The organism is Pseudomonas oryzihabitans (assembly GCF_001518815.1).
Lineage (GTDB): Bacteria > Pseudomonadota > Gammaproteobacteria > Pseudomonadales > Pseudomonadaceae > Chryseomonas > Chryseomonas oryzihabitans_E.
Window position 1 is genome coordinate 3340423 of the sequence record NZ_CP013987.1, and the last position, 21155, is coordinate 3361577.

The window sequence follows — 21155 nt, forward strand, 5'->3', positions numbered from 1 at the left end:
GATCAGCCGTGCTCCTTCTCGAATTCGGCCAGATAGGTCACCAGCACCTGGACGGCTTCCAGGGTGACGGCATTGTAGATGGAGGCGCGCATGCCACCCACCGAACGGTGCCCCTGCAGATACAGCAGGCCGCGTTCTTCGGCGCCCGTGAGGAAGGCCTTGTCCAGACGCTCGTCAGCCAGGCGGAAGGGCACGTTCATCCAGGAACGGTCGTTCTTGGCGATGGGGTTGCTGTAGAAATCGCTGTTGTCGATGAAGCCGTACAACAGGTCCTTCTTCTCGCGATTTAGGCGCTCCATGGCGGGCAGGCCGCCCTGCTCCTTGAGCCACTTGAACACCAGCCCGGACAGGTACCAGGAGAAGGTCGCCGGGGTGTTGTACATGGAGCCGTTGTCGGCCTCGACCTTGTAGTCGAGCAGTGTCGGGCAGGCGGCGCGGGCGCGACCGAGCAGGTCTTCGCGAACGATGACGACCACCAGGCCGCTGGGCCCGATGTTCTTCTGGGCACCGGCGTAGATCAGGCCGAAGCGTGAGACGTCCAGCGGGCGCGACAGGATATCGGAAGAGGCATCCGCCACCAGGGGTACGTCGCCGACCTCCGGAATCCAGTCGAACTCCAGGCCGCCGATGGTCTCGTTGGGCGTGTAGTGGACGTAGGCAGCGTCCTTGGACAGCTGCCATTCGTTCTGCCCGGGAATGGCGAAGTAGTCGTAGCCCTTGGCACTGGCGGCGACATTGACCGTGCCGTAGTGCTGCGCCTGCTCGATGGCCTTGCGCGACCAGATGCCGGTGTCGATGTAGTCGGCGGTGCCGCCTTCGGGCATCAGGTTCATCGCCAGCTGGGCGAATTGCAGACTGGCACCGCCCTGCAGGAACAGCACCCTGTAGTTGCTGGGCACGCCCAGCAACTCGCGCAGGTCGGCCTCGGCCTGGCTCGAGATGGCAGTGAAGTCCTCACCGCGGTGACTCATCTCCATGACCGACAGGCCACGGCCCTGCCAATCCAGCAGATCGGCCTGGGCCTGGCGCAACACAGCTTCAGGCAGGGCCGCCGGGCCGGCGCAGAAGTTGTAGGCACGCTTGCTCATCACTCGTCATCCTCGTTGGGAAGGTCATCGCTCGGCACGTCGCTGGCACCGGGCAGTACATCGTCCTGATCAGGCTCGTGACTGTCGACCGGCAGCTCCTTATCGAGCAGCTCGTCGTCCAGTTCGGCTTCGTGATCCAGCAGCTCGTCGTCCACCGAAGGCTCCTGCACCCGCTCCAGGCCTACCAGCTTCTCGCCTTTGCCGAGCTTGATCAGGGTAACGCCCTGGGTGTTCCGGCCGGTCCGGGAGATGCCCTCCACCGGGGTCCGTACCAGGGTGCCCTGGTCGGAGATCAGCATGATCTCCTCGCCGTCCAGCACCTGGATGGCACCGATCAGGGGACCGTTGCGCTCATTAATGACCATGGCGATCACGCCCTGGCCACCCCGACCGCGCTGTGGGTACTCGGCCATGGCGGTACGCTTGCCGAAGCCGTTGAGGCTGGCGGTGAGGATCTCGGCGCCCGGCTCAGGGATCAGCATGGAAATCAGGCGCTGGCTCTCGGCCAGGCGCATGCCGCGTACACCGCGGGCGGTACGGCCCATGGTGCGCACATGGCGCTCCTTGAAGCGGATGACCTTGCCACCGTCGGAGAACAGCATGACTTCGCGGGCACCATCGGTGATGGCGGCGGCGATCAGGCTGTCGCCCTCCTCCAGCTTCAGCGCGATCAGGCCATTGCTGCGCGGACGGCTGAACTGCACCAGCGGGGTCTTCTTCACGGTACCGTTGCGGGTGGCCATGAAGATGTAGGCACCGGTGGCTTCGTCTTCGCCGGCATCGATGACCTCGCCCTCTTCGCCCTCGCTCTCGACGTCGTCCTCCACCAGCACGGCGTCTTCGATGTCGAGGTTGTCGTCCTGCTCGCCCAGGTCCTCGTCACCGGCGGGCGCCTGCTGGCGCACGGCTTCCAGATCGACCGGCAGCATGGCGGTGATGCGCTCACCTTCGGCCAGCGGCAGGAGGTTGACCAGCGGACGACCCCGGGCGGCGCGGGAGGCTTCCGGAATCTCGTAGGTACGCTTCCAGTAGACCTTGCCCAGGCTGGAGAACAGCAGCAGGGTGGTATGGCTGTTGGCGACCAGCAGGTGTTCGATGTAGTCCTCGTCCTTGACCGCCGAGGCCGAGCGGCCACGACCACCACGGCGCTGGGCCTGGTAGGCGTGCAGCGGCTGGGACTTGGCGTAGCCGCCATGGGAAATGGTGACGACGCGGTCTTCCTCGGTGATGAGGTCGGCGATGGTCAGGTCCACATGGGAGGCGACGATTTCGGTGCGACGCTTGTCGCCGAACTCCGCCTTGACCTTTTCCAGCTCTTCGCGGATGACTTCCATCAGCCGCTCGGGATTGGTCAGGATGCGGATCAGCTCGCCGATCTGCAGCAGGATCTCCTGGTACTCGGCGATGAGCTTTTCGTGCTCCAGGCCGGTCAGGCGGTGCAGACGCAGGTCGAGGATCGCCTGGGCCTGTTCGGGCGAGAGGTGATACTTGCCCTCGTGCAGACCGTACTGCTCGGGCAGTTCGTCCGGGCGGCAGGAATCGGCACCGGCGCGCTCGACCATCTCGCGTACCGCACTGGATTCCCAGGGCGTGGCGATCAGGCGCTCCTTGGCTTCCGCCGGGGTCGGCGAGCTCTTGATCAGCTCGATGACCGGATCGATGTTGGACAGGGCGACCGCCTGGCCTTCGAGAATATGGCCACGCTCACGCGCCTTGCGCAGTTCGTAGACGGTCCGCCGGGTCACCACTTCGCGACGATGGCGGATGAAGGCTTCCAGCAGTTCCTTGAGATTCAGGGTGCGTGGCTGGCCGTCGAGCAGGGCCACCACGTTGATGCCGAACACCGTCTGCAGCTGGGTCTGGGCATAGAGGTTGTTGAGCACCACCTCGGGGGTTTCACCACGACGCAGCTCGATGACCACGCGCATGCCGTCTTTGTCGGACTCGTCGCGCAGCTCGGTGATGCCTTCGATCTTCTTGTCCTTCACCAGCTCAGCGATCTTCTCGATCAGCCGCGCCTTGTTGAGCTGGTAAGGCAGCTCGGTGATGACGATCTGCTGGCGATTGGCGCTCTTGTCGATGTCCTCGACTTCGGCGCGGGCCCGCACATAGATGCGGCCCCGACCGGTACGGTAGGCCTCGATGATGCCGGCACGACCATTGATGATGCCCGCGGTCGGGAAGTCCGGACCGGGGATGTACTGCATCAGGTCATCGACGGTCAGCTCGCTGTTCTCAATCAGCGCCAGGCAGCCATCGATCACCTCGCCCAGGTTGTGCGGCGGGATGTTGGTGGCCATGCCGACCGCGATACCGCTGGAACCGTTGACCAGCAGGTTGGGGATGCGCGTGGGCATCACCGCGGGGATCTGCTCGGTGCCGTCGTAGTTGGGCACCCAGTCGACGGTTTCCTTGTCCAGGTCGGCCAAGAGCTCGTGGGCCAGCTTGGACATCCGCACTTCGGTGTAGCGCATGGCCGCGGCGTTGTCGCCGTCCACCGAACCGAAGTTGCCCTGACCGTCCACCAGCATGTAGCGCAGCGAGAACGGCTGCGCCATCCGCACGATGGTGTCGTAGACGGCCGTGTCGCCGTGGGGGTGGTATTTACCGATGACGTCACCCACCACACGGGCGGATTTCTTGTACGGCTTGTTCCAGTCGTTGCCCAGCTCGCTCATGGCGTAGAGCACGCGCCGGTGCACCGGCTTGAGACCGTCGCGCACATCCGGCAGGGCCCGGCCGACGATGACGCTCATCGCGTAGTCGAGATACGACTGCCGCAGTTCGTCTTCGATATTGACCGGGAGGATTTCTTTGGCCAGTTCACCCATGAGAAGCCTGGTTCCTTCTGATCTGAAAAGCGCTAGGGCTCGTCCGCACGTCGGCCGAGCCTGATATAGGAGAGGCGAAAGCCCGTCTGGCGGCGTCTGTCACCGGCGGCGCAAAAGGCGCTCCAACCGGTTTTCAGCACTGCATCACCGCCTGCCGAGGGCTTTCGAACAAAGCCTGTGCAAAGAGCGAAATTCTAACACATTCAGGGATGTATCCGCCCCTCACGATCGCCTCAATGCAGGCGCCGCCGATTCATCAGCTCGGCCATCTTCTTGGCGTCCGGCCGCTCCACCACGCCCCGCTCGGTGACGATGGCATCGATGAGGTCGGCCGGGGTCACGTCGAACACCGGATTGAAGGCGTCGACGTCGGCGGCGATCCGTTGGCCACCGGCTTCCAGCAGCTCGTGACCGGCGCGCTCCTCGATAGGGATGTCGTCGCCCGAGGCCAGATTCATGTCGATGGTGGAGCTGGGCGCCACCACCATGAAGCGCACCCCGTGGTGCATGGCGATGACCGCCAGGTTGTAGGTGCCGATCTTGTTGGCCACGTCGCCGTTGGCGGTGATGCGATCGGCGCCGACGATCACCCAGGCGACGTTGCGCGTCTTCATCAGGTGCGCAGCGGCAGCATCGACGTTGAGGCTGACCGGGATCCCCTCCCCGGCCAACTCCCAGGCGGTCAGTCGCGAACCCTGCAGCCAGGGTCGGGTCTCGTCGGCATGCACGCACTCCACCAGGCCGTCCAGGTGCGCCGCGCGTAGCACGCCCAGGGCGGTGCCGAAGCCGCCGGTGGCCAGGGCCCCGGTATTGCAGTGGGTCAGGAAGGTCTGCTTGCTGGCGTCATGCTTGCGAATCAGCTCGACACCCAGCTGGGCCATGGTCAGGTTGGCTTCGCGATCGCTCAGGTGGATGGCCACCGCCTCGGCTTCCAGCGCCGCCAGGGCGCCCTCGCCGGCCGTACGGGTCAGGCGCTCGCGCATCCGGTTGAGCGCCCAGAACAGATTGACCGCGGTGGGCCGCGACGCCGCCAGCAGCTCGAAATCGGCCGTGAGGGTCTCTTGCCAGTCCTCACCCGCCGCGGCGCGTTGGCGGGCGCCCAGCACCACCCCGTAGGCGGCACTGATACCGATGGCCGGCGCGCCGCGCACCAGCATGTCACGGATGGCCTGGGCCACCTCGGCGGCGCTGTGACAGGCGACCCAGTGTTCGCGCAGCGGCAACAGGCGCTGGTCGAGCAGGTGCAGGGCACCGTCCCGCCATTCGATCGCCTTGATCTTTTCCGCCGCCAGCAGACGCTCTCGCATGATCTCTCCTCGACCTGAATCTGTAGCCCGCCAGTATACCGGCATCCGCGCGCGGATTTAGCGGTAGCCCCGCAAGGACCGCTATACTGCCGGCTCGCCCCTCTTGGAACCGCCGCAGATGCCGACCCCCGCGCCCCTGGACCTCTTGTTGCTCCCCAGCTGGATCGTGCCGGTGGAGCCGGCCGGGGTGGTCCTGCGCGATTACGCCCTGGGCGTGCGCAACGGCTGCATCGCCCTGCTCGCCCCGCGCGCCGAGGCTCTGCGCCAGCCGGCGAAGGAGACCCTGGAGCTGCCGGGCAAGGTACTGATCCCTGGCCTGATCAATGCCCACGGCCACGCCGCCATGACGCTGTTTCGCGGCATGGCCGACGACCTGCCGCTGCAGACCTGGCTGCAGGATCACATCTGGCCCGCCGAAGGCCGCTGGGTCGACGAGGACTTCGTCCGCGATGGCACCACCCTGGCCATTGCCGAGCAGATCCGGGGCGGCATTACCTGTTTCTCGGACATGTACTTCTATCCCCAGGTGGCCTGCGAGGCGATCCATCGCACCGGGGTACGCGCCCAGATCTGCCTGCCGATCCTCGATTTCCCGATTCCCGGCGCCCGTACCGCGGACGACATGATCCGCCGCGGCCTGGAGCTGTTCGACGACATGAAGCTGCACGAGCGCATCAGCGTGGCCTTCGGTCCCCATGCGCCCTATACCGTCGCCGACGCCAAGCTCGAAGAGATTCTGGTGCTGGCCGAGCAGTTGCAGGCACCGATCCAGATGCACGTGCACGAGACCGCCCTGGAGGTGGAGCAAGCCCTGGAGCAGACCGGCGAGCGGCCGCTCAGCCGGCTACGGCGCCTGGGCCTGCTCGGCCCGCGTTTCCAGGCCGTACACATGACCCAGGTGGACGACGAGGATCTGGAAAACCTCGTCGAAACCAATAGTCACGTCATCCACAGCCCCGAGTCCAACCTCAAGCTGGCCAGCGGCTTCTGCCCGGTAGAGCGCCTGTGGCAGGCCGGCGTCAACGTCGCCATCGGCACCGACGGCGCGGCCAGCAACAACGATCTCGACCTGCTTGGCGAGACCCGCACCGCGGCCCTGCTGGCCAAGGCTGTCGCCGGCTCGGCCACGGCCCTGGACGCCCATCGCGCCCTGCGCATGGCCACCCTGAACGGCGCCCGCGCCCTGGGTCTCGATCGCTGCCTGGGTTCGCTGGAAGTCGGCAAGGCCGCCGACCTGACCGCCGTCGACCTCAGCGGCCTTGCCCAGCAGCCGCTCTACGACCCCGTTTCCCAACTCATCTATGCCACCGGCCGGGACCGCGTCAGCGACGTCTGGGTCGGCGGCGTGCCGCTGCTGCGCCAGAGCGAACTCGTGCGCCTGGACGAGGCCGAACTCATAGCCAATGCGCAGCAGTGGGCCACCCGTATCCAGCAGGGCGCCTGATGCGCCCCGCCTCCCTTGCCTCTGGAGAACACCATGTCCAATGTCGATAACGCCGAGATCGCCAAGTTCGAGGCCCTCGCCTACCGCTGGTGGGATCGCGAAAGCGAATTCAAGCCGCTGCACGACATCAACCCGCTGCGCGTCAACTGGATCGATCAGCACGCCGGCCTGGCCGGTAAGAAGGTGCTGGACGTGGGTTGCGGTGGCGGCATCCTCAGCGAGGCCATGGCCCAGCGCGGCGCCCAGGTGACCGGCATCGACATGGCCGAGGCACCCCTGGCGGTGGCGCGCCTGCACCAGCTGGAGTCCGGCGTGCCGGTGGAATACATCCAGGAGACCACCGAGGACCACGCGCGCAAGCATGCGGGCACCTATGACATCGTGACCTGCCTGGAAATGCTCGAACACGTGCCGGATCCCTCCTCGGTGATCAAGGCCTGCCACGACCTGGTCAAGCCGGGTGGCCAGGTGTTCTTCTCCACCATCAACCGCAATCCCAAGGCCTATCTCTTCGCCATCGTCGGCGCCGAGTACGTGCTGCGCCTGCTGCCGCGCGGTACCCACGATTTCCGCAAGTTCATCCGCCCCTCGGAACTGGGTGCCTGGGCGCGCGCCGCCGGCCTCAACCTGCGCGACGTCATCGGCCTCACCTACAACCCGCTGACCAAGAGATACAAACTGGAAGGCGACGTGACGGTGAACTACATGGTGCGCACCCAGCGCGAGGACTAGGCCATGCGTCTGCAAGCGGTCCTCTTCGACATGGACGGTACCCTGCTGGACACGGCGCCGGACTTCATCGCCATCCTCCAGGCCATGCGCCAGGACAGAGGCCTTGCGCCCGCTGACGAGCCCCGCCTGCGTGGCGTCATCTCCGGTGGCGCCAAGGCCATGATCCTGGCCGGCTTCGAGGTCGACCCCCTTGGCGCCGAGCTCGAACCCCTGCGCCTGGAGTTTCTCGAACGCTACCAGGAGCATTGTGCGGACCACACCCGGCTGTTCGACGGCATGGACGAGATCCTGCGCGACTTGGACGCCGCCCGGCTGCGCTGGGGCGTGGTGACCAACAAGCCGGTGCGCTTCGCCGAACCCATCATGCGGCGCCTGGGCCTGGCCGACCGTTCGGCCTGCCTGATCTGCCCCGATCACGTCGCGCGTAGCAAGCCGGACCCGGAGATGGTCCTGCTGGCCTGCCGGCAACTGGATATCGATCCCCAGACCGCCCTGTTCATCGGTGACGATCTGCGCGATATCGAGTCCGGTCGTGCGGCCGGCAGCAAGACAGTGGCGGCCCGCTACGGCTACATCCACCCGGACGACCACCCCGAGCACTGGGGCGCCGACGCCATCATCGACCACCCGCTGGAACTGCGCGCCCTGCTCGACCGCGCGCTGTGCGGCTGCTAGAGGTTCAGATGTTCGACTACCAGGCTCCCGCCGAGCTATTGAAAGACCGCGTCATCCTGATCACCGGCGCCAATCGCGGCATAGGCGCCGCCCTGGCCCGCGGCTGTGCCGCCCTGGGCGCCCGGGTGATTCTCCAAGGCCGCGATACGGCAGCGCTGGATCAGGTACGTGACGAGATCCAGGCCAGTGGTGGCCAGGCGGCCGAGACGCTGGTGCTGGATCTCGAGCAAGCCGATGCAGCCGCCTATGCCGCGTTGGCAGCACGACTGCAGCAGCGCCATGGGCGCCTGGATGGCCTGGTCCACAACGCCGGACTGCTGGGCCCGCGAGTCTTGCTGGAAGAGACGCCTGCGCCAGCCCTGGCCCAGGTGCTGCAGGTCAACGTCCAGGCCGGCTTCGCCCTGACCCAGGCACTGCTACCGCTGCTCAAGGCTGCGGACCAGGCCTCGGTGATCTTCACGTCCAGCAGTGTCGGTCGCAAGGGGCGTGCCGGCTGGGGAGCCTATTCGGTGTCCAAGTTTGCCACCGAAGGCCTGATGCAGGTCTGGGCCGAGGAGCTCGCGGACGCGGGTATCCGGGTCAACAGCGTCAATCCCGGCGGTACCCGTACCGCCATGCGCGCGGCGGCCTATCCGGACGAGGACCCTGCCCGGGTGCCCGCGCCGGAAGCCATCCTGCCGGTCTACCTCTATCTGCTCGGCCCGGCCAGCCAGGGCACCACCGGCCAGGCGCTCAACGCCCAATAGCGGATTCGGTCAGACGTGGAAGCGCTGCACCAGCCGTGAGAGTTCGTCGCCCAGCTCGGCCAGCTCCCGGCTGGCCGAAGCCGTCGCCGCCATCGCCTGACTGGACCGATCGGCGCCGTCGCGAATGCGCGTCACATTGACCGCCACCTCTTCGGCCACCCCGCTCTGCTGCACCGCTGCCGCGGCGATCTGCTGATTCTTCTGCTGGATGCTGGCCACCGCCGTGGCGATACCGGCAAAGGCGCGCCGGGTCTCACCCGCACTGTCCAGCGTCCCGGCCAGCAAGGTCTCGCTCTGCTGCATCCGCTCGACGGCTTCGCCACTGCCCTTCTGCAACACCACGATAAGCTGCTCGATCTCGATGCTCGACTGCTGGGTACGGCGCGCCAGCGCCCGGACCTCGTCGGCCACCACGGCGAAACCGCGCCCCTGGTCGCCCGCCCGGGCCGCTTCGATGGCGGCGTTGAGCGCCAGGAGGTTGGTCTGCTCGGCCACTGCCTTGATCACGTCGAGCACACTGCTGATCGCCTGGCTGTCACGGGAGACGTTGTGCAGTCGTTCCGCCGCGGCCTGGACGTCCACCCCGAGGGTCTCGATGCCAGCCAGGCTGCGACCTATCACCGCCTGGCCATCGTTGACCTGGCGCTCGGCCTGGTCGCCAGCGCCGGCGGCGGCTTCGGCATCCGCGGCGACCCCCTGGGCCGTCGCCGCCAGTTCGGCCATGGCGGCCGCCACCTGGTCGGTTTCCTCCCGCTGGCGCGTCACCCCCTGCTGAGCGTCGCGAGCCTGCTCGGCCAGAGCCGCAGCGGACTGTCCCAGACGACCGATGCCGTTCTGCAACTGCAGCACCATGCCGCGCAACGCCGCCACCATGCTCGCGCTGGAGCGTTGCAACTGGCCGATCTCGTCACCCCGATCCACGATCAATTCGACATCCAGCTGGCCCTGGGCAATGCGCTCGGCGGCGGCGATCACCTTGCGCAACGGCCGGACGATGGCCAGGGTGATGATCAACGCGGCCAGGGCGCCCACCACCAGCGCCAGCAGGGCGACGCCGCCAATGGTCAGCAGGCGCTTGGTCATCATCGCCTGCAGTTCGGCTTCCTGTTGCCCATAGAGCGCATCGACCCGCTGCACGGCGGTCTCGGCCAGGCTGGTCATCCGCGCGCCCGCGGTCTGCTCCTGGGCCAGGGCGGCGGCATAGTCACCCAGGCGACGGATGAATTCCTTGATATTGGTGGAGACGTCCTGGATGACCGAGGAATAGGCTGGATCGCTCAGCTGTGGCTCCACCTTGGCCAGCAGGTCAAGCGCGGCGCTGGCCGAGGGCAAGGGCTGATCGTCCACCGTGGTCTTGCTCGCCCGCGCCTGGGCTTCGTCGAGGCTCTTGAGCATCAGGCGATAGAGTTCGCCCACTTGCTGCGACAGGTTCAGGAGTTCCGCGCCCTGCTTGCCCTCGGATTCCTTCAGTGCGTAGGCGCCGTCATCCAGCAGGCCGGACTGGAGGATATCCAGGCTGTTGGCCGCGCCCTCCACCAGAAAGGCAGCGCCTTCCATGGCCAGACGGCGCGAGGTGTTGAGGCGCTCGAAGTCGGCGAAGGCAGTGCCATAGGCCTTGGTGGCCTCACGGGCAGCATCGAGGTCCGCCGCGTGGGCAGTGCCCAGCTCAGTAGCGAGCTGACCCAGCCTGTCGAGCACGGCCGGCAAGGCCTGCCGCAGGTGTTCGGCCTGGGCCGCCTCGCCAGTCAGGCGAAAGCCCTGCTCCAGGGCGCGAACCTGCATGACCTGCCGATTGATCGCGGCCATGTCGCGTAGCGAGCCGAAGCGATGCTCCACATCCTTGAGCGCGAGGCCGCCCTGGAGGGCCACTACCAAGGTCAGCAGCAGTACCAGGCCGAAACCCACGGCAAGCTTGGTGGCGGTTCGCCAATTGGCCAGGCGGTAGCGCGCAATCCCTTCCATACGGTACCCCAACAAGATGACAGCTACCGACGCTGTCGTCCGCAAAAGCCGATTCTTGAGGGGGTGAAAGGCAAAACGCCGCTATTCGTCGTGCCCGGCTACGTGCACGTCGCTTTGGATCAGGACGCACACCTGGCCGGGTGATCGATCAACGACCGGCGCGGGACTCGCGAATATAGAAGCGCGCCTTTTCGGCGTTCTTCACACAACCGGTGTAGGCCTCGACCTGCTGCTGGGTCTTGGCGGTGGACAGCAGGGCCAGCGCCTTGGAATAACTCACCGTGCCGGAAAAGCCTTCGGCCTTGGCCAGGTCGAGCTCCTGCCAGGCAGACCGGGTCTGGGCCGCGCAGCTGTCGCGATTGACTACCTTGCCCGAGCACCCTGCGAGCACCACGGCGGCCAGGGTGGCGGCCAGGACGGGAACCAGTTTCGCTTTCATCTCTCTTTCTCCTTGCGACCTGCAACCAGCCGAAACGGCCGGATAACCGCAGCGTAGACCGCCAGCGGCCGGCGCTGTTCAGCGCCGAGCGCGTAAAAACTCCACCACCGCGGCCTGGTCGCCGCTGAAGATCACCCGGGACGCCTTGCTCTCGCGCTGATAGGCGTACATGGGGTCGTAGTATTCCGCCAGCAGCCCCTCGATCCAGCCCCGGTGCGCGGCAACGTCGCCCGAACGCTCCTGTTCGGCCAGAGCGGCCTCGAGGATAGCCGACAGGCGCTGGAAGCGTTCGCCGCCCAGGCGCTTGGCGATGCCAGAGAGACTCTTGCGCAGCTGCTCGGCGAACAGTGCGAAGCCTTGCTCCGGCCCGTGCAGGCCAATGAATTCCGCCGCCAGATCGATGACGTAGTCGCGCAGGATACGTTCGATACGGTTGTCTCGGCTGTCTTCCAGCCAGACCAGCGGAAACTGCTGCATGCCCTGGTGCAACTCCAGCGGTAGCGAGCAGCGGCCGACCAGGCGCGACTCGTCTTCCAGCACGAAGTGCGCCTGCCCGGCATGGCGACGCCGCAGCAGGTCGATGGCCAGGCGATTCTCGAAATCGATCTGGCCCGGCTGCGGCGTGGCGCGTTTGCCAAAGCTCGACCCCCGGTGGTTGGCATGGCCTTCGAGATCGACGGCATTGTCGAGCTGAGCCACCACTTCCGTCTTGCCCGTGCCGGTCATGCCACCGACCACCACGAAGCTGCATTCGGCCAGGGCCTGCTGCAGCGTCTCGATGAGCAAGGTCCGCATGGCCTTGTAGCCACCCACCACGCGGGGATAGGCGATACCGCCTTCGCTGCGCAGCCATTCCTGACTGATCTGCGAGCGCAGGCCGCCGCGGAAGCAATAGAGGTAGCCTTCCGGATGCGCCTGGGCGAAATCGGCCCAGGCCTGGATGCGTTCCTCCTTCACCGCACCGGACACCAGCTGATGCCCCAGCTGCAGCGCCGCCTGCTGGCCCTGCTGCTTGTAGCGGGTACCGACGCGCTGGCGTTCCAGGTCATTCATCAGCGGCAGGTTGATCGCCTGGGGAAAGGCGCCCTTGGCAAATTCCACGGGGGCGCGGACATCGATCAGGGGGACATCGCTCAGGAACAGCGCCCGCAGATCGCGGGCATCCTCACGCTGGCTCATCAGGCCACCTCGACCGCATGGGCACGACGATCCACCAGCCGGCCTATGGGTTGCAGCACCAGGCCCAGCTCCGCGGCCACGGCGAGAAATTCCGCCTCCCCTTCGGGGCCACGGCCACCAGCAACCCGCCACTGGTCTGGGGATCGCACAGCAGCTGGCGACGCGCCTCGTCCAGCGGGGCGATGCGGCTGCCGTAGCTGTCGAAGTTGCGCTCCGTTCCACCGGGCACGCAGCCCTGCTGGAGGTAGAAGTCCACCCCGTCGAGACGGGGAATGGCGGCGAAGTCGAGTTCGGCGGTCAGGCCGCTGCCATCGGCCATCTCCACCAGGTGGCCAAGCAGGCCGAAACCGGTGACGTCGGTCATCGCCGTCACCCCAGCCAGGCGCCCGAAGCGGCTGCCGGGACGGTTGAGCTGGCACATGGTATCCCGCGCCAGATGGCGATCCTCGGGCCGCAGCAGGGCGCGCTTCTCGGCCGTGGTGAGGATGCCGATGCCCAGCGGCTTGGTCAGATAGAGGCGACTGCCCAGAGTCGCGGTGTCATTGCGCTTGAGGTGACGCTTTTCCACGATCCCGGTCACCGCCAGGCCGAAGATCGGCTCGGGCGCATCGATGGAATGGCCACCGGCTAGGGGAATGCCGGCATCGTCGCACACTCGCCGTCCCCCGGCGATGACCTCACGCGCCACTTCCGGCGGCAGCACATTGACCGGCCAGCCGAGGATGGCGATGGCCAGCAGCGGATCGCCACCCATGGCATAGATGTCGCTGATGGCGTTGGTGGCCGCGATCCGGCCGAAATCGAAGGGATCATCGACGATGGGCATGAAGAAGTCGGTGGTGGACACCACCCCGCGCTCTTCATCCAGACCATAGACCGCGGCGTCGTCGCGTGAGGCATTGCCCACCCACAGCCGCGGGTCCAAGTGCTGGGCACCACTACCGGCCAGGATGGTTTCCAGGGTCTTGGGGGCGATCTTGCAACCACAACCGGCGCCGTGGCTGTATTGGGTGAGGCGAATGGGGTCGGTCATCGTTACTCCGGTTCAGCGGTGGCGCTCGTTCGACAGGCAGCGCGAAGGGGCGTAATAGTAGCAAATGCCCGTCCGCTGGCGGGGATGGCCTCGCTTAACAGATCGCCCGCCAAAGCAAAAGGGCTGTTTTTCGAGGGTAATCCACAGTTGCTGTGGATAACCTCGTGGAAAACCTTCCGCTGACGCCGGACAAGTGAGCGGCGGTGCGGCAATGGACAAACTGGCGATTTTTTAGCCGGTCCACCCAACTATTTTTTCCCGGCAGAGGGTAGCCAACAGAAGCGCCATGCGTTATGGCCAGAGTGCGCTAGGATTGCCGGTTTCCCCAGTCATAGCAGCACTCATGTCTTCTCCAGCGATTTCACCCTCTACCGCCTGGCAGCGCGGCTTGTTGCTCGCCAGTCTCATGCTCATCGCCCTCAACTTGCGGCCAGCGCTGTCCAGCCTGTCGCCCCTGCTGCGGCAGATCGAAAGCAGCACGGGCCTGTCCAGCAGTGCCATCGGCCTGCTCACTACCCTGCCGGTACTCTGCCTGGGGCTGTTCGCGCCCCTGGCGCCACGCCTGGCCCGTCGCTGGGGCAGCGAGCGCACCCTGGGCGCCATTCTCGCCCTGCTCGCCGTGGGCATCGTCCTGCGCAGTCTCCTGCCGCCCGCCGGCCTGTTTCTCGGCAGCCTGATCGCCGGCGCCTGCATCGGTATCCTGGGCGTGCTCCTGCCGTCCCTGGTCAAGCGCGACTTCCCGGCCCAGGCCGGTCAGCTGATGGGGCTCTACACCATGATGCTGTGCATCGGCGCCGCCCTGGCCGCTGGCGCGACCGCGCCTCTGGCGGAGGCTTTCGACGGCCACTGGCAACCTGCCCTGGCCATTTGGGCACTGGTCGCCGTGGTGGCCCTGCTGGTCTGGCTGCCGCAGCTGCGTCAGCCGCCCCTGGCAGCCGCGCATCGAAGCCAGGGCAGCTCCCTGTGGCGCAATCGCCTGGCCTGGCAGATCACCCTCTATATGGGTCTGCAATCGTCGCTGGCCTACATCGTCTTCGGTTGGCTGCCCACCCTGCTGATGGACCGGGGCCTGGGCATGGTGCAGGCCGGCTTGATGCTGTCCGGCTCGGTGATGACCCAACTGGTCAGCGCCCTCACCGCGCCCTGGCTGGCAACGCGTGGCAACGACCAGCGCCTGGCCATCGTGGTGGCCATGACCCTGACCCTCGCGGGCCTGCTGGGCTGCCTCTATGCGCCCCTGGGCAGTCTCTGGCTGTGGGCGGTAGTGCTCGGCCTTGGCCAGGGGGCCACCTTCAGCCTGGCGCTCGCCCTGCTGGTACTGCGCTCCCGCGATGCGGAAACCGCTGGCCGACTGTCCGGCATGGCTCAGGGCGCAGGATACAGCCTGGCTTCCCTGGGCCCGTTGCTGGTGGGCATCATCCACGACGCTACCCACGGCTGGGCGCCCATGGGCGTGTTGTTTACCGTGATCGCCGTGCTGGCAACGCTGTTCGGCCTGGGCGCGGGTCGCACCCGCTACGTCAACGACGTCTAGCGGCGATAGAGACCCGCCGCCCGGCCATCATCGGTCTGCAGTCGCGGCGCGCGAATGCCCGCGTCGCGCAAGGCGTTCTGCCAGGTCACGGCCTGGTCGCCGCCGAGGGTCACGGCCACATCGCCATTGAGTGCCAGGGCCGCGGCGAATCGCGCGATCCAGGGCTGCGCCGGCTCCTTGCCCAGGGCAGGCAACAGCAACTGGCCGTCGCGCTGCAATTCCTTGAGCAGGGTGGCGGCGGTCGGCAACAGCTCCGGTAATGGCTGGCTCGCCTGCAGTCGCTCTGCGTGCAGATAGCCGCGGCGATTGCCGCGGGTGATGCCATAGAGGGTGAGCACCGTCTGAGGCTCCGCGAGTTGCAGTACCAGCAGGCCCTGCTGATCGTCAGGTCCATAGAGCATGGCTTCGCCCAGGAGGCTGTTGGCGATGACGCTGCTGGCGCCGCAATCACGCCCCTCGCACCAGTAGAGCAAGGTCGCGCCTTGCTGCTGCAGGCGCTGGCGTTCGCTGTCGAGTCGTGCCAGCGGCGGATGCCCACTGGCCAGCTCGAAGGTCTGGGTCTGGAGTTCGCCCTCTACCTGCAGCGAATCTTCCAGCCGCAGGCGGCCACCGATGCGGCTGGCCGGCCCCAGCGGATAGAGGCGTTCAGTGGTCGCCGGCCCCGTCTCCCGAACGAGCTGGGCGTGATCCATGGGAGCGATTTCAGGTAGCACCGCTGCCTGCGCGGCGCCAACGGACAGTAGCAGGCCAATCAGCAGGGATCGCTGGACGAAAGTGGCGCGAGGGTAAAACGGATGGCTAGGCATCCCGCATTATTCGCCGGGCCCGATGCTGGCGGCAAAGAAGGCATTGAAACAATCTGCGACGGCCTGGGCGCCCTGGGCGTCATCCAGATGCAGATGGTGCCCACCTGGCAGCTCGTGGAGCCGAAAGCACGGCTGCTCGCGTGCCAGCCTCATGGCCTCGGCATGAGGCGCCACGAGACCGCCCGCGGCCACCACCAGCGCCGCCGGGCAGCGCACGGCGCTCAGGCAGGCCACGGCCTGCTCCGGGGTGAAGCGGATCCGACTGGGCAGCCGCAGCCGGGGATCGGAGCGCCAGGTGTAGCCACCGGGCACGGCCATCAGCCCGCGCTCGGCGAGGAGTTCGGCGGCTTCGCGACTGACCGTCAGAGCCCCCTTTAAGCGCGCTGCCACGGCCTCTTCCACCGTGGCATAGACCGGCTTGCGGCGATTGGGCAGCTCAAGCTCGGCGAGCAATGCCTTGCCCAGCTTCTCCGGCACCTCCGCCGCTGGCGTGGTGTAGGGCAGCAGGCCATCGATCAGCGCCAACCGTTCGATGTGATCCGGCAGGGCCGCGGCGGCGATGACGCCCACAATGGCACCCATGGAGTGCCCGAGCAGGCCGAAGCGGGTCCAGCCCAGTTGCCGCGCTGCGGCGAGCACATCCAGCACATAGTCCTGTATCGCGTAACCGACCCCGGCCGGCCGATGCGCCGACAGGCCATGCCCCGGCAGGTCCAGGGCGACGATACGCAGGCCGTGCAGCCGAGGCGCGAGCTGGGCGAAGGTCATGGCGTTGTCCAGCCAGCCATGCAGCGCCAGCACCGGATAACCATCTTCCGGACCGAACACCCGCGCGCTCAGCTCCACATGGGCGAGTTCCAGGCGCAATTCCTGTACCTGGGCCGTCATGGCCGCACCTCCGCCGACCGCACGCCGTTCATGTCGAAGGGTGGTCCCGCTGCAGCGGGACCACGGCCACGGTCAGCCGCGACACGCATGTCAGACGGCCCTCTTCGTCGTTCAGGCGGATGTCCCAGACATGGCTACTGCGCCCCAGATGGAGGGGACGAGCGACTGCCGTCACCCGGCCGGCACGTACGCCGCGCAGGTGATTGGCGTTGATTTCCTGACCCACGCAGTAATAGCGCGAACGATCCACGCAGAGCATGCTGGCGATGGAGCCCACCGTCTCGGCCAGAGCCACCGAGGCGCCCCCGTGCAACAGCCCCATGGGCTGATGGGTACGCTTGTCCACCACCATGCTGGCCGTCAGGCTGCTGTCGTCCCAGGCCTCGATGCGCATGTCCAGGTGTTCGCCGAGGGTGTTCTCGAGCTGACGCCCGAGGTCCGCAGGATCCGGGAGGGTCTGCCAGATGCTCATGTTCTTTCCTTGAAAGGGCGTCAGCCGTCGAAGCGACTGACCAGATCGAAGCCGCCGGCCAACGGCAGCGGCGCTTCCAGACACAGCAGAGAGGCAGTGCCCATGGGCACCGGCGCCTGCCGGTGACCGTGCAGCAGCCAGCCGGCCAGCTCACCGACGAAGGGATTGTGCGTGACCAGCAGCAGCTCTTCCACGCCCAGTCGCTCCAGCTCCGCCAGGGCCCGCTCGGGTTCGCCGTCGGGCGTCGCCCACTGACAGACAGACACATCACCCGCCCAGGCCAGTTGCTGTTGCACCAGGGCGGCCGTCTGCCGCGCCCGCACATAGGGACTGGTAAGAAGGCGTTGCAGCCCACTGCCCTGCAACTGTTCCGCGCTACGCAGGACCGCCGCGCGGCCTGCAGCCGTCAGCTCGCGCTGTTCATCGCTGGACGCGCGTGCCTCGGCTTCGCCGTGCCGCAGCAGCCAGAGCTTCATGGTGCGGTGGCGGAGCGGTCGTCGGGCTGCTCCGCGGCCGGCCAATCGGCGAAGGGCCAGGGCTTGACCTCGCTGGCGAAGGTGCCGAAGCGCACGATCTGCGCCAGATAGGCGCCCAAGGCGGCCCCGAACGCGGTCAAGCCGGGATTGGCCTCGCCCTTGATCAGGCGCACCACCAGCTGTACCAGCACCACCACCGCCAGCACGTACTGCGCACCCAGCCAGACGAACAGGAACAGCAGCATCCAGATCAGGCGCAGGCCTAGCAGCTCGCGGGAATGCACGGGTTGGGACATGGAAATTCCTCTTTTCAGACAGTGTAGCGGCTCAGAGCCTGCTCGGGATCTCGGCGGCGTCCGCCACATCGACATCGGTCTTGGGCTCACCGCCCATCAGGGCCTCGATCACTTGCCCCAGGCTGCGGCCCTCGAACAGGATCGCATAGAGGCCATTGACCAGGGGCATGTAGACGCCCAGCTCGTCCGCTTTTTCCTTGAGCACACGCAGGGTGTTGACGCCCTCGGCGGTCTCGCCGATCTGCGCCACGGCTTCCTCCAGACTGAGCCCACGACCCAAGGCGTGCCCCACCCGGTAATTGCGGCTCTTCTCCGAGGAGCAGGTCACGATCAGATCCCCTACCCCGGCCAGGCCCAGGTAGGTGATGGGATTGGCGCCACGCTGTACGGCGAAGCGGGTCATCTCGGCCAGGGCACGGGTGATCAGCATGCTGCGGGTGTTCTCGCCCATCGCCAGAGCCGCGGCCATGCCGGCGATGATGGCATAGACGTTCTTCAGGGCGCCGGCCAACTCCACGCCAAGGCGGTCGGCGCTGGCGTAGACGCGGAAGGTGCGCCCGTGCAACGCCGCCTGGACCCGACGACAGACCTCTTCATCCTCGCTGGCCACCACGGTGGCGGTGAGCTGGTGCTCGGCGATCTCACGGGCCAGATTGGGGCCGGAGATGATGCCGATGCGCGCCCGCGGCACGATCTCCGCAAGGATTTCGCTCATCAGCATGAAGGAGTGTGCCTCGATACCCTTGGTGGTGCTGACCAGGAAACGCCCCTCCAGTTGCTGGGCGATGGGCGCCAGCGCCTGGCGCAGCGCGCTCGACGGCAGCGCTACCAGGATCAGCTCGCAGTCGGCGATGGCGCCCTGCAGGTCGCTGGTGGCCTCGACCGCAGCATGTACCTTGATACCCTTCAGATAGCGCGGATTCTCGCGTTCGCGGCGGATGGTCTCGGCCTGGTGCGGATCACGCATCCACAGGCGTACCGGCAGACCGTTCTCGGCGACCAGGTTGGCCAGGGCGGTACCGAAGCTGCCGCCGCCCAGAACGGCGATGGGGGATTGGACTGTCATCGAAACTCTCGTCTTCACCGCGGTCGTGCGGCCTCGTCGGCAGTATACGGTAGCCGCGCGAACGCCTTAGCGCCTGTTCACGATCTGCTTCGTTTCGGCCGAACGGTGTTGAAAACGGCTGAGAAATACCTATTTAGCACCGGTAAACCTCTCTTTCACAGCCCTGCTCGCTTCGCTGGCCCGAGACCCGCGACACCCTGAACGGCCTCCCAGGATGGAGAATTGACTGCGGAAAGTGCACAATGGCCCGTTAACGAGCGGGGTGCTGGCCTGTGACTTTACCGATGCCCCGACAGTCTATTGCTACACGAAGCCATACCCAGAGCGACCATTGGAGTCGCCAGAGCCTGGATCTAGGCCAGCTACAGGAGCTTGCATGACCAAACAACACGCCTTTACCTACGAAGACTTGCTGCGCTGCAGCCGTGGCGAGCTCTTCGGGCCGGGCAATGCCCAATTGCCCGCACCGAATATGCTGATGATCGATCGGATCACGCATATCAGTGAGGTAGGCGGGAAATACGGCAAGGGCGAACTGGTGGCGGAACTCGATATCCGTCCCGACCTCTGGTTCTTCGGTTGTCATTTCGAGGGCGATCCGGTGATGCCGGGCTGCCTGGGCCTGGATGCCATGTGGCAGCTGGTCGGTTTCTACCTTGGCTGGCAGGGTAATCCGGGTCGCGGTCGCGCCCTGGGCTCGGGTGAAGTGAAGTTCTTCGGCCAGGTACTGCCGACCGCCAAGAAGGTCACCTACAATATCCATATCAAACGCACCATCAACAGGTCGCTGATTCTGGCCATCGCCGATGGCACCGTCAGCGTGGACGGGCGCGAGATCTACTCCGCCGAAGGTCTGCGTGTCGGCCTGTTCACTTCCACCGATAGCTTCTAAGGGCTTTTCGCATGCGTCGCGTCGTCATTACCGGTCTGGGTATCGTTTCGTGCCTGGGCAATGATAAAGACACCGTTTCCGCCAACCTGCGCGCAGGCCGTGCCGGCATCCGTCACAATCCGGAATATGCCGAAATGGGTCTGCGCAGTCAGGTTTCCGGTTCCATCGACCTGAACCTCGAAGAACTGATCGACCGCAAGGTCAAGCGCTTCGTCGGCGATGCCGCCGCCTACGCCTACCTGGCCATGGATCAGGCGATCAAGGATTCCGGCCTGTCCGAAGACCAGGTTTCCAACCCCCGCACCGGCCTGATCGCCGGTTCCGGTGGCGCTTCCACCTTCAACCAGATGGAAGCCCTGGACATCCTGCGCGAGAAGGGCGTCAAGCGCGTCGGCCCCTACCGCGTGACCCGGACCATGAGCAGCACGGTCTCCGCCTGCCTGGCCACCCCCTTCAAGATCAAGGGCCTGAACTACTCCGTGGCCTCGGCTTGCGCCACCAGTGCCCACTGCATCGGCCTGGCGATGGAGCAGATCCAGCTCGGCAAGCAGGACGTGGTCTTCGCCGGTGGCGGCGAGGAAGAGCACTGGACCCAGAGCATGCTGTTCGATGCCATGGGCGCGCTCTCCAGCGACTACAACGAGACCCCGGAAAAGGCGTCCCGTGCCTACGACAGCAAGCGTGACGGTTTCGTCATCGCGGGCGGCGGCGGCATGGTAGTGGTCGAGGAACTCGAACACGCCCTGGCCCGTGGCGCCAAGATCTATGCCGAGATCGTCGGCTATGGCGCGACCTCCGACGGCTACGACATGGTCGCCCCGAGCGGCGAAGGCGCGATCCGCTGCATGCAGCAGGCGCTGTCCACCGTCGACGGCGAGATCGACTACCTGAACACCCACGGTACCTCCACTCCAGTGGGCGACGTGGCCGAGATCAAGGGTGTGCGCGCCGTGTTCGGCGACAAGGCACCGGCCATCAGCTCTACCAAGAGCCTGTCCGGTCACTCCCTGGGCGCCGCCGGTGTGCACGAGGCCATCTACTGCATGCTGATGATGGAAGGTAATTTCATCGCCGGCTCGGCCAACATCGACGAACTGGATCCGGAGGTCGCTGACCTGCCGATCCTGCGCGAGACCAAGGAAAACACCAAGCTGGACCTCATCATGAGCAACAGCTTCGGTTTCGGCGGCACCAACGCCACCCTGGTCCTCAAGCGCTGGCAGGGCTGATAGCCCTCGCTTGTGTGATCCAAACGGCGCCTCTGGCGCCGTTTTTCATTTCCGCTCCCT

19 protein-coding genes and 2 pseudogenes are annotated in these 21155 nt (G+C 66.2%); 7 read left to right on the top strand and 14 right to left on the bottom strand.

The features are described 5' to 3' along the window. Positions 1 to 2: 2 nt before the first annotated feature. From serC to mtnA, 3 genes are all read right to left on the bottom strand, one after another. Complete coding sequence (gene serC, locus APT59_RS15220) at positions 3 to 1088, bottom strand: 3-phosphoserine/phosphohydroxythreonine transaminase (protein ID WP_059315625.1); 1086 nt, start codon at positions 1086 to 1088, stop codon at positions 3 to 5. After that, positions 1088 to 3919, bottom strand: coding sequence for a DNA gyrase subunit A (gene gyrA, locus APT59_RS15225; protein ID WP_059315626.1), 2832 nt, complete (start codon positions 3917 to 3919; stop codon positions 1088 to 1090). The genes serC and gyrA overlap by 1 nt, the downstream gene beginning before the upstream one ends. A 233-nt stretch (positions 3920 to 4152) precedes the next feature. Continuing rightward, a complete protein-coding gene (mtnA, locus tag APT59_RS15230) occupies positions 4153 to 5226 on the bottom strand; it encodes an S-methyl-5-thioribose-1-phosphate isomerase (RefSeq protein ID WP_059315627.1) in 1074 nt (357 codons plus the stop codon). Between the two features lie 118 nt (positions 5227 to 5344). On the opposite strand from mtnA, the gene APT59_RS15235 reads away from it, so the two are divergent. From APT59_RS15235 to APT59_RS15250, 4 genes are read left to right on the top strand one after another with little or no spacing between them, the layout of a single operon-like run. Then, positions 5345 to 6670, top strand: a complete 1326-nt coding sequence (locus tag APT59_RS15235; RefSeq protein ID WP_059315628.1) for a TRZ/ATZ family hydrolase — start codon at positions 5345 to 5347, stop codon at positions 6668 to 6670. A gap of 33 nt (positions 6671 to 6703) precedes the next feature. After that, positions 6704 to 7402, top strand: a complete 699-nt coding sequence (ubiG, locus tag APT59_RS15240) for a bifunctional 2-polyprenyl-6-hydroxyphenol methylase/3-demethylubiquinol 3-O-methyltransferase UbiG (protein WP_059315629.1) — start codon at positions 6704 to 6706, stop codon at positions 7400 to 7402. A gap of 3 nt (positions 7403 to 7405) precedes the next feature. After that, positions 7406 to 8077, top strand: coding sequence for an N-acetylmuramic acid 6-phosphate phosphatase MupP (gene mupP, locus APT59_RS15245; RefSeq protein ID WP_059315630.1), 672 nt, complete (start codon positions 7406 to 7408; stop codon positions 8075 to 8077). An 8-nt stretch (positions 8078 to 8085) separates the two neighbouring features. Continuing rightward, a complete protein-coding gene (locus APT59_RS15250; protein ID WP_059315631.1) occupies positions 8086 to 8823 on the top strand; it encodes a YciK family oxidoreductase in 738 nt (245 codons plus the stop codon). A gap of 9 nt (positions 8824 to 8832) precedes the next feature. On the opposite strand, the gene APT59_RS22990 is transcribed toward APT59_RS15250, so the two are convergent. The 5 genes and pseudogenes from APT59_RS22990 to selD form a co-directional block, all read right to left on the bottom strand. Beyond that, positions 8833 to 9696 carry a methyl-accepting chemotaxis protein gene (locus APT59_RS22990; RefSeq protein WP_420480521.1) on the bottom strand — a complete coding sequence of 288 codons (864 nt, stop codon included), beginning with the start codon at positions 9694 to 9696 and terminating at the stop codon, positions 8833 to 8835. A 69-nt stretch (positions 9697 to 9765) separates the two neighbouring features. Then, positions 9766 to 10785: pseudogene (locus APT59_RS22995) on the bottom strand (methyl-accepting chemotaxis protein); the annotation flags it as partial. Between the two features lie 148 nt (positions 10786 to 10933). Continuing rightward, entirely contained in the window at positions 10934 to 11224 is a 291-nt protein-coding gene (locus tag APT59_RS15260) for a hypothetical protein (protein ID WP_007160474.1), read from the bottom strand. Positions 11225 to 11302: 78 nt separating this feature from the next. After that, a complete protein-coding gene (gene mnmH, locus APT59_RS15265) occupies positions 11303 to 12403 on the bottom strand; it encodes a tRNA 2-selenouridine(34) synthase MnmH (protein WP_059315633.1) in 1101 nt (366 codons plus the stop codon). Next, positions 12403 to 13436: pseudogene (selD, locus tag APT59_RS15270) on the bottom strand (selenide, water dikinase SelD). The gene mnmH and the pseudogene selD overlap by 1 nt, the downstream one beginning before the upstream one ends. A gap of 343 nt (positions 13437 to 13779) precedes the next feature. Between selD and APT59_RS15275 the strand changes: the two are divergent. Continuing rightward, on the top strand, positions 13780 to 14970 hold the full coding sequence (locus tag APT59_RS15275) for a CynX/NimT family MFS transporter (protein ID WP_237140527.1): 1191 nt from the start codon (positions 13780 to 13782) through the stop codon (positions 14968 to 14970). Here APT59_RS15275 and APT59_RS15280 read toward each other — a convergent pair. The 6 genes from APT59_RS15280 to APT59_RS15305 all read right to left on the bottom strand — a co-directional run bounded on the left by APT59_RS15280 (position 14967) and on the right by APT59_RS15305 (position 18974). Next, complete coding sequence (locus APT59_RS15280) at positions 14967 to 15662, bottom strand: DUF4892 domain-containing protein (protein WP_237140528.1); 696 nt, start codon at positions 15660 to 15662, stop codon at positions 14967 to 14969. The two genes, APT59_RS15275 and APT59_RS15280, sit on opposite strands and share 4 nt — an antisense overlap. A 120-nt stretch (positions 15663 to 15782) precedes the next feature. Then, positions 15783 to 16664, bottom strand: a complete 882-nt coding sequence (locus tag APT59_RS15285; protein ID WP_059315635.1) for an alpha/beta fold hydrolase — start codon at positions 16662 to 16664, stop codon at positions 15783 to 15785. Positions 16665 to 16692: 28 nt separating this feature from the next. Further along, the gene (locus tag APT59_RS15290; RefSeq protein WP_059315636.1) at positions 16693 to 17136 is read right to left on the bottom strand and encodes a hotdog fold thioesterase; all 444 of its coding nucleotides are present in this window, start codon (positions 17134 to 17136) and stop codon (positions 16693 to 16695) included. A gap of 20 nt (positions 17137 to 17156) precedes the next feature. Then, positions 17157 to 17612: a phosphohistidine phosphatase SixA gene (gene sixA, locus APT59_RS15295; protein WP_059315637.1), complete on the bottom strand. Its 456-nt coding sequence runs from the start codon at positions 17610 to 17612 to the stop codon at positions 17157 to 17159. Beyond that, positions 17609 to 17908, bottom strand: coding sequence for a DUF4389 domain-containing protein (locus APT59_RS15300; RefSeq protein WP_059315638.1), 300 nt, complete (start codon positions 17906 to 17908; stop codon positions 17609 to 17611). Before APT59_RS15300 ends, sixA begins: the two co-directional genes overlap by 4 nt. 31 nt (positions 17909 to 17939) lie before the next feature. After that, a complete protein-coding gene (locus APT59_RS15305) occupies positions 17940 to 18974 on the bottom strand; it encodes an NAD(P)H-dependent glycerol-3-phosphate dehydrogenase (RefSeq protein WP_059315639.1) in 1035 nt (344 codons plus the stop codon). 376 nt (positions 18975 to 19350) lie between these two features. Between APT59_RS15305 and fabA the strand changes: the two genes are divergently transcribed. Together fabA and fabB are read left to right on the top strand one after the other, a co-directional pair. Next, complete coding sequence (fabA, locus tag APT59_RS15310) at positions 19351 to 19866, top strand: 3-hydroxyacyl-[acyl-carrier-protein] dehydratase FabA (protein WP_007160484.1); 516 nt, start codon at positions 19351 to 19353, stop codon at positions 19864 to 19866. An 11-nt stretch (positions 19867 to 19877) separates the two neighbouring features. Next, positions 19878 to 21095, top strand: coding sequence for a beta-ketoacyl-ACP synthase I (gene fabB / locus APT59_RS15315; protein ID WP_059315640.1), 1218 nt, complete (start codon positions 19878 to 19880; stop codon positions 21093 to 21095). Positions 21096 to 21155 lie beyond the last annotated feature (60 nt).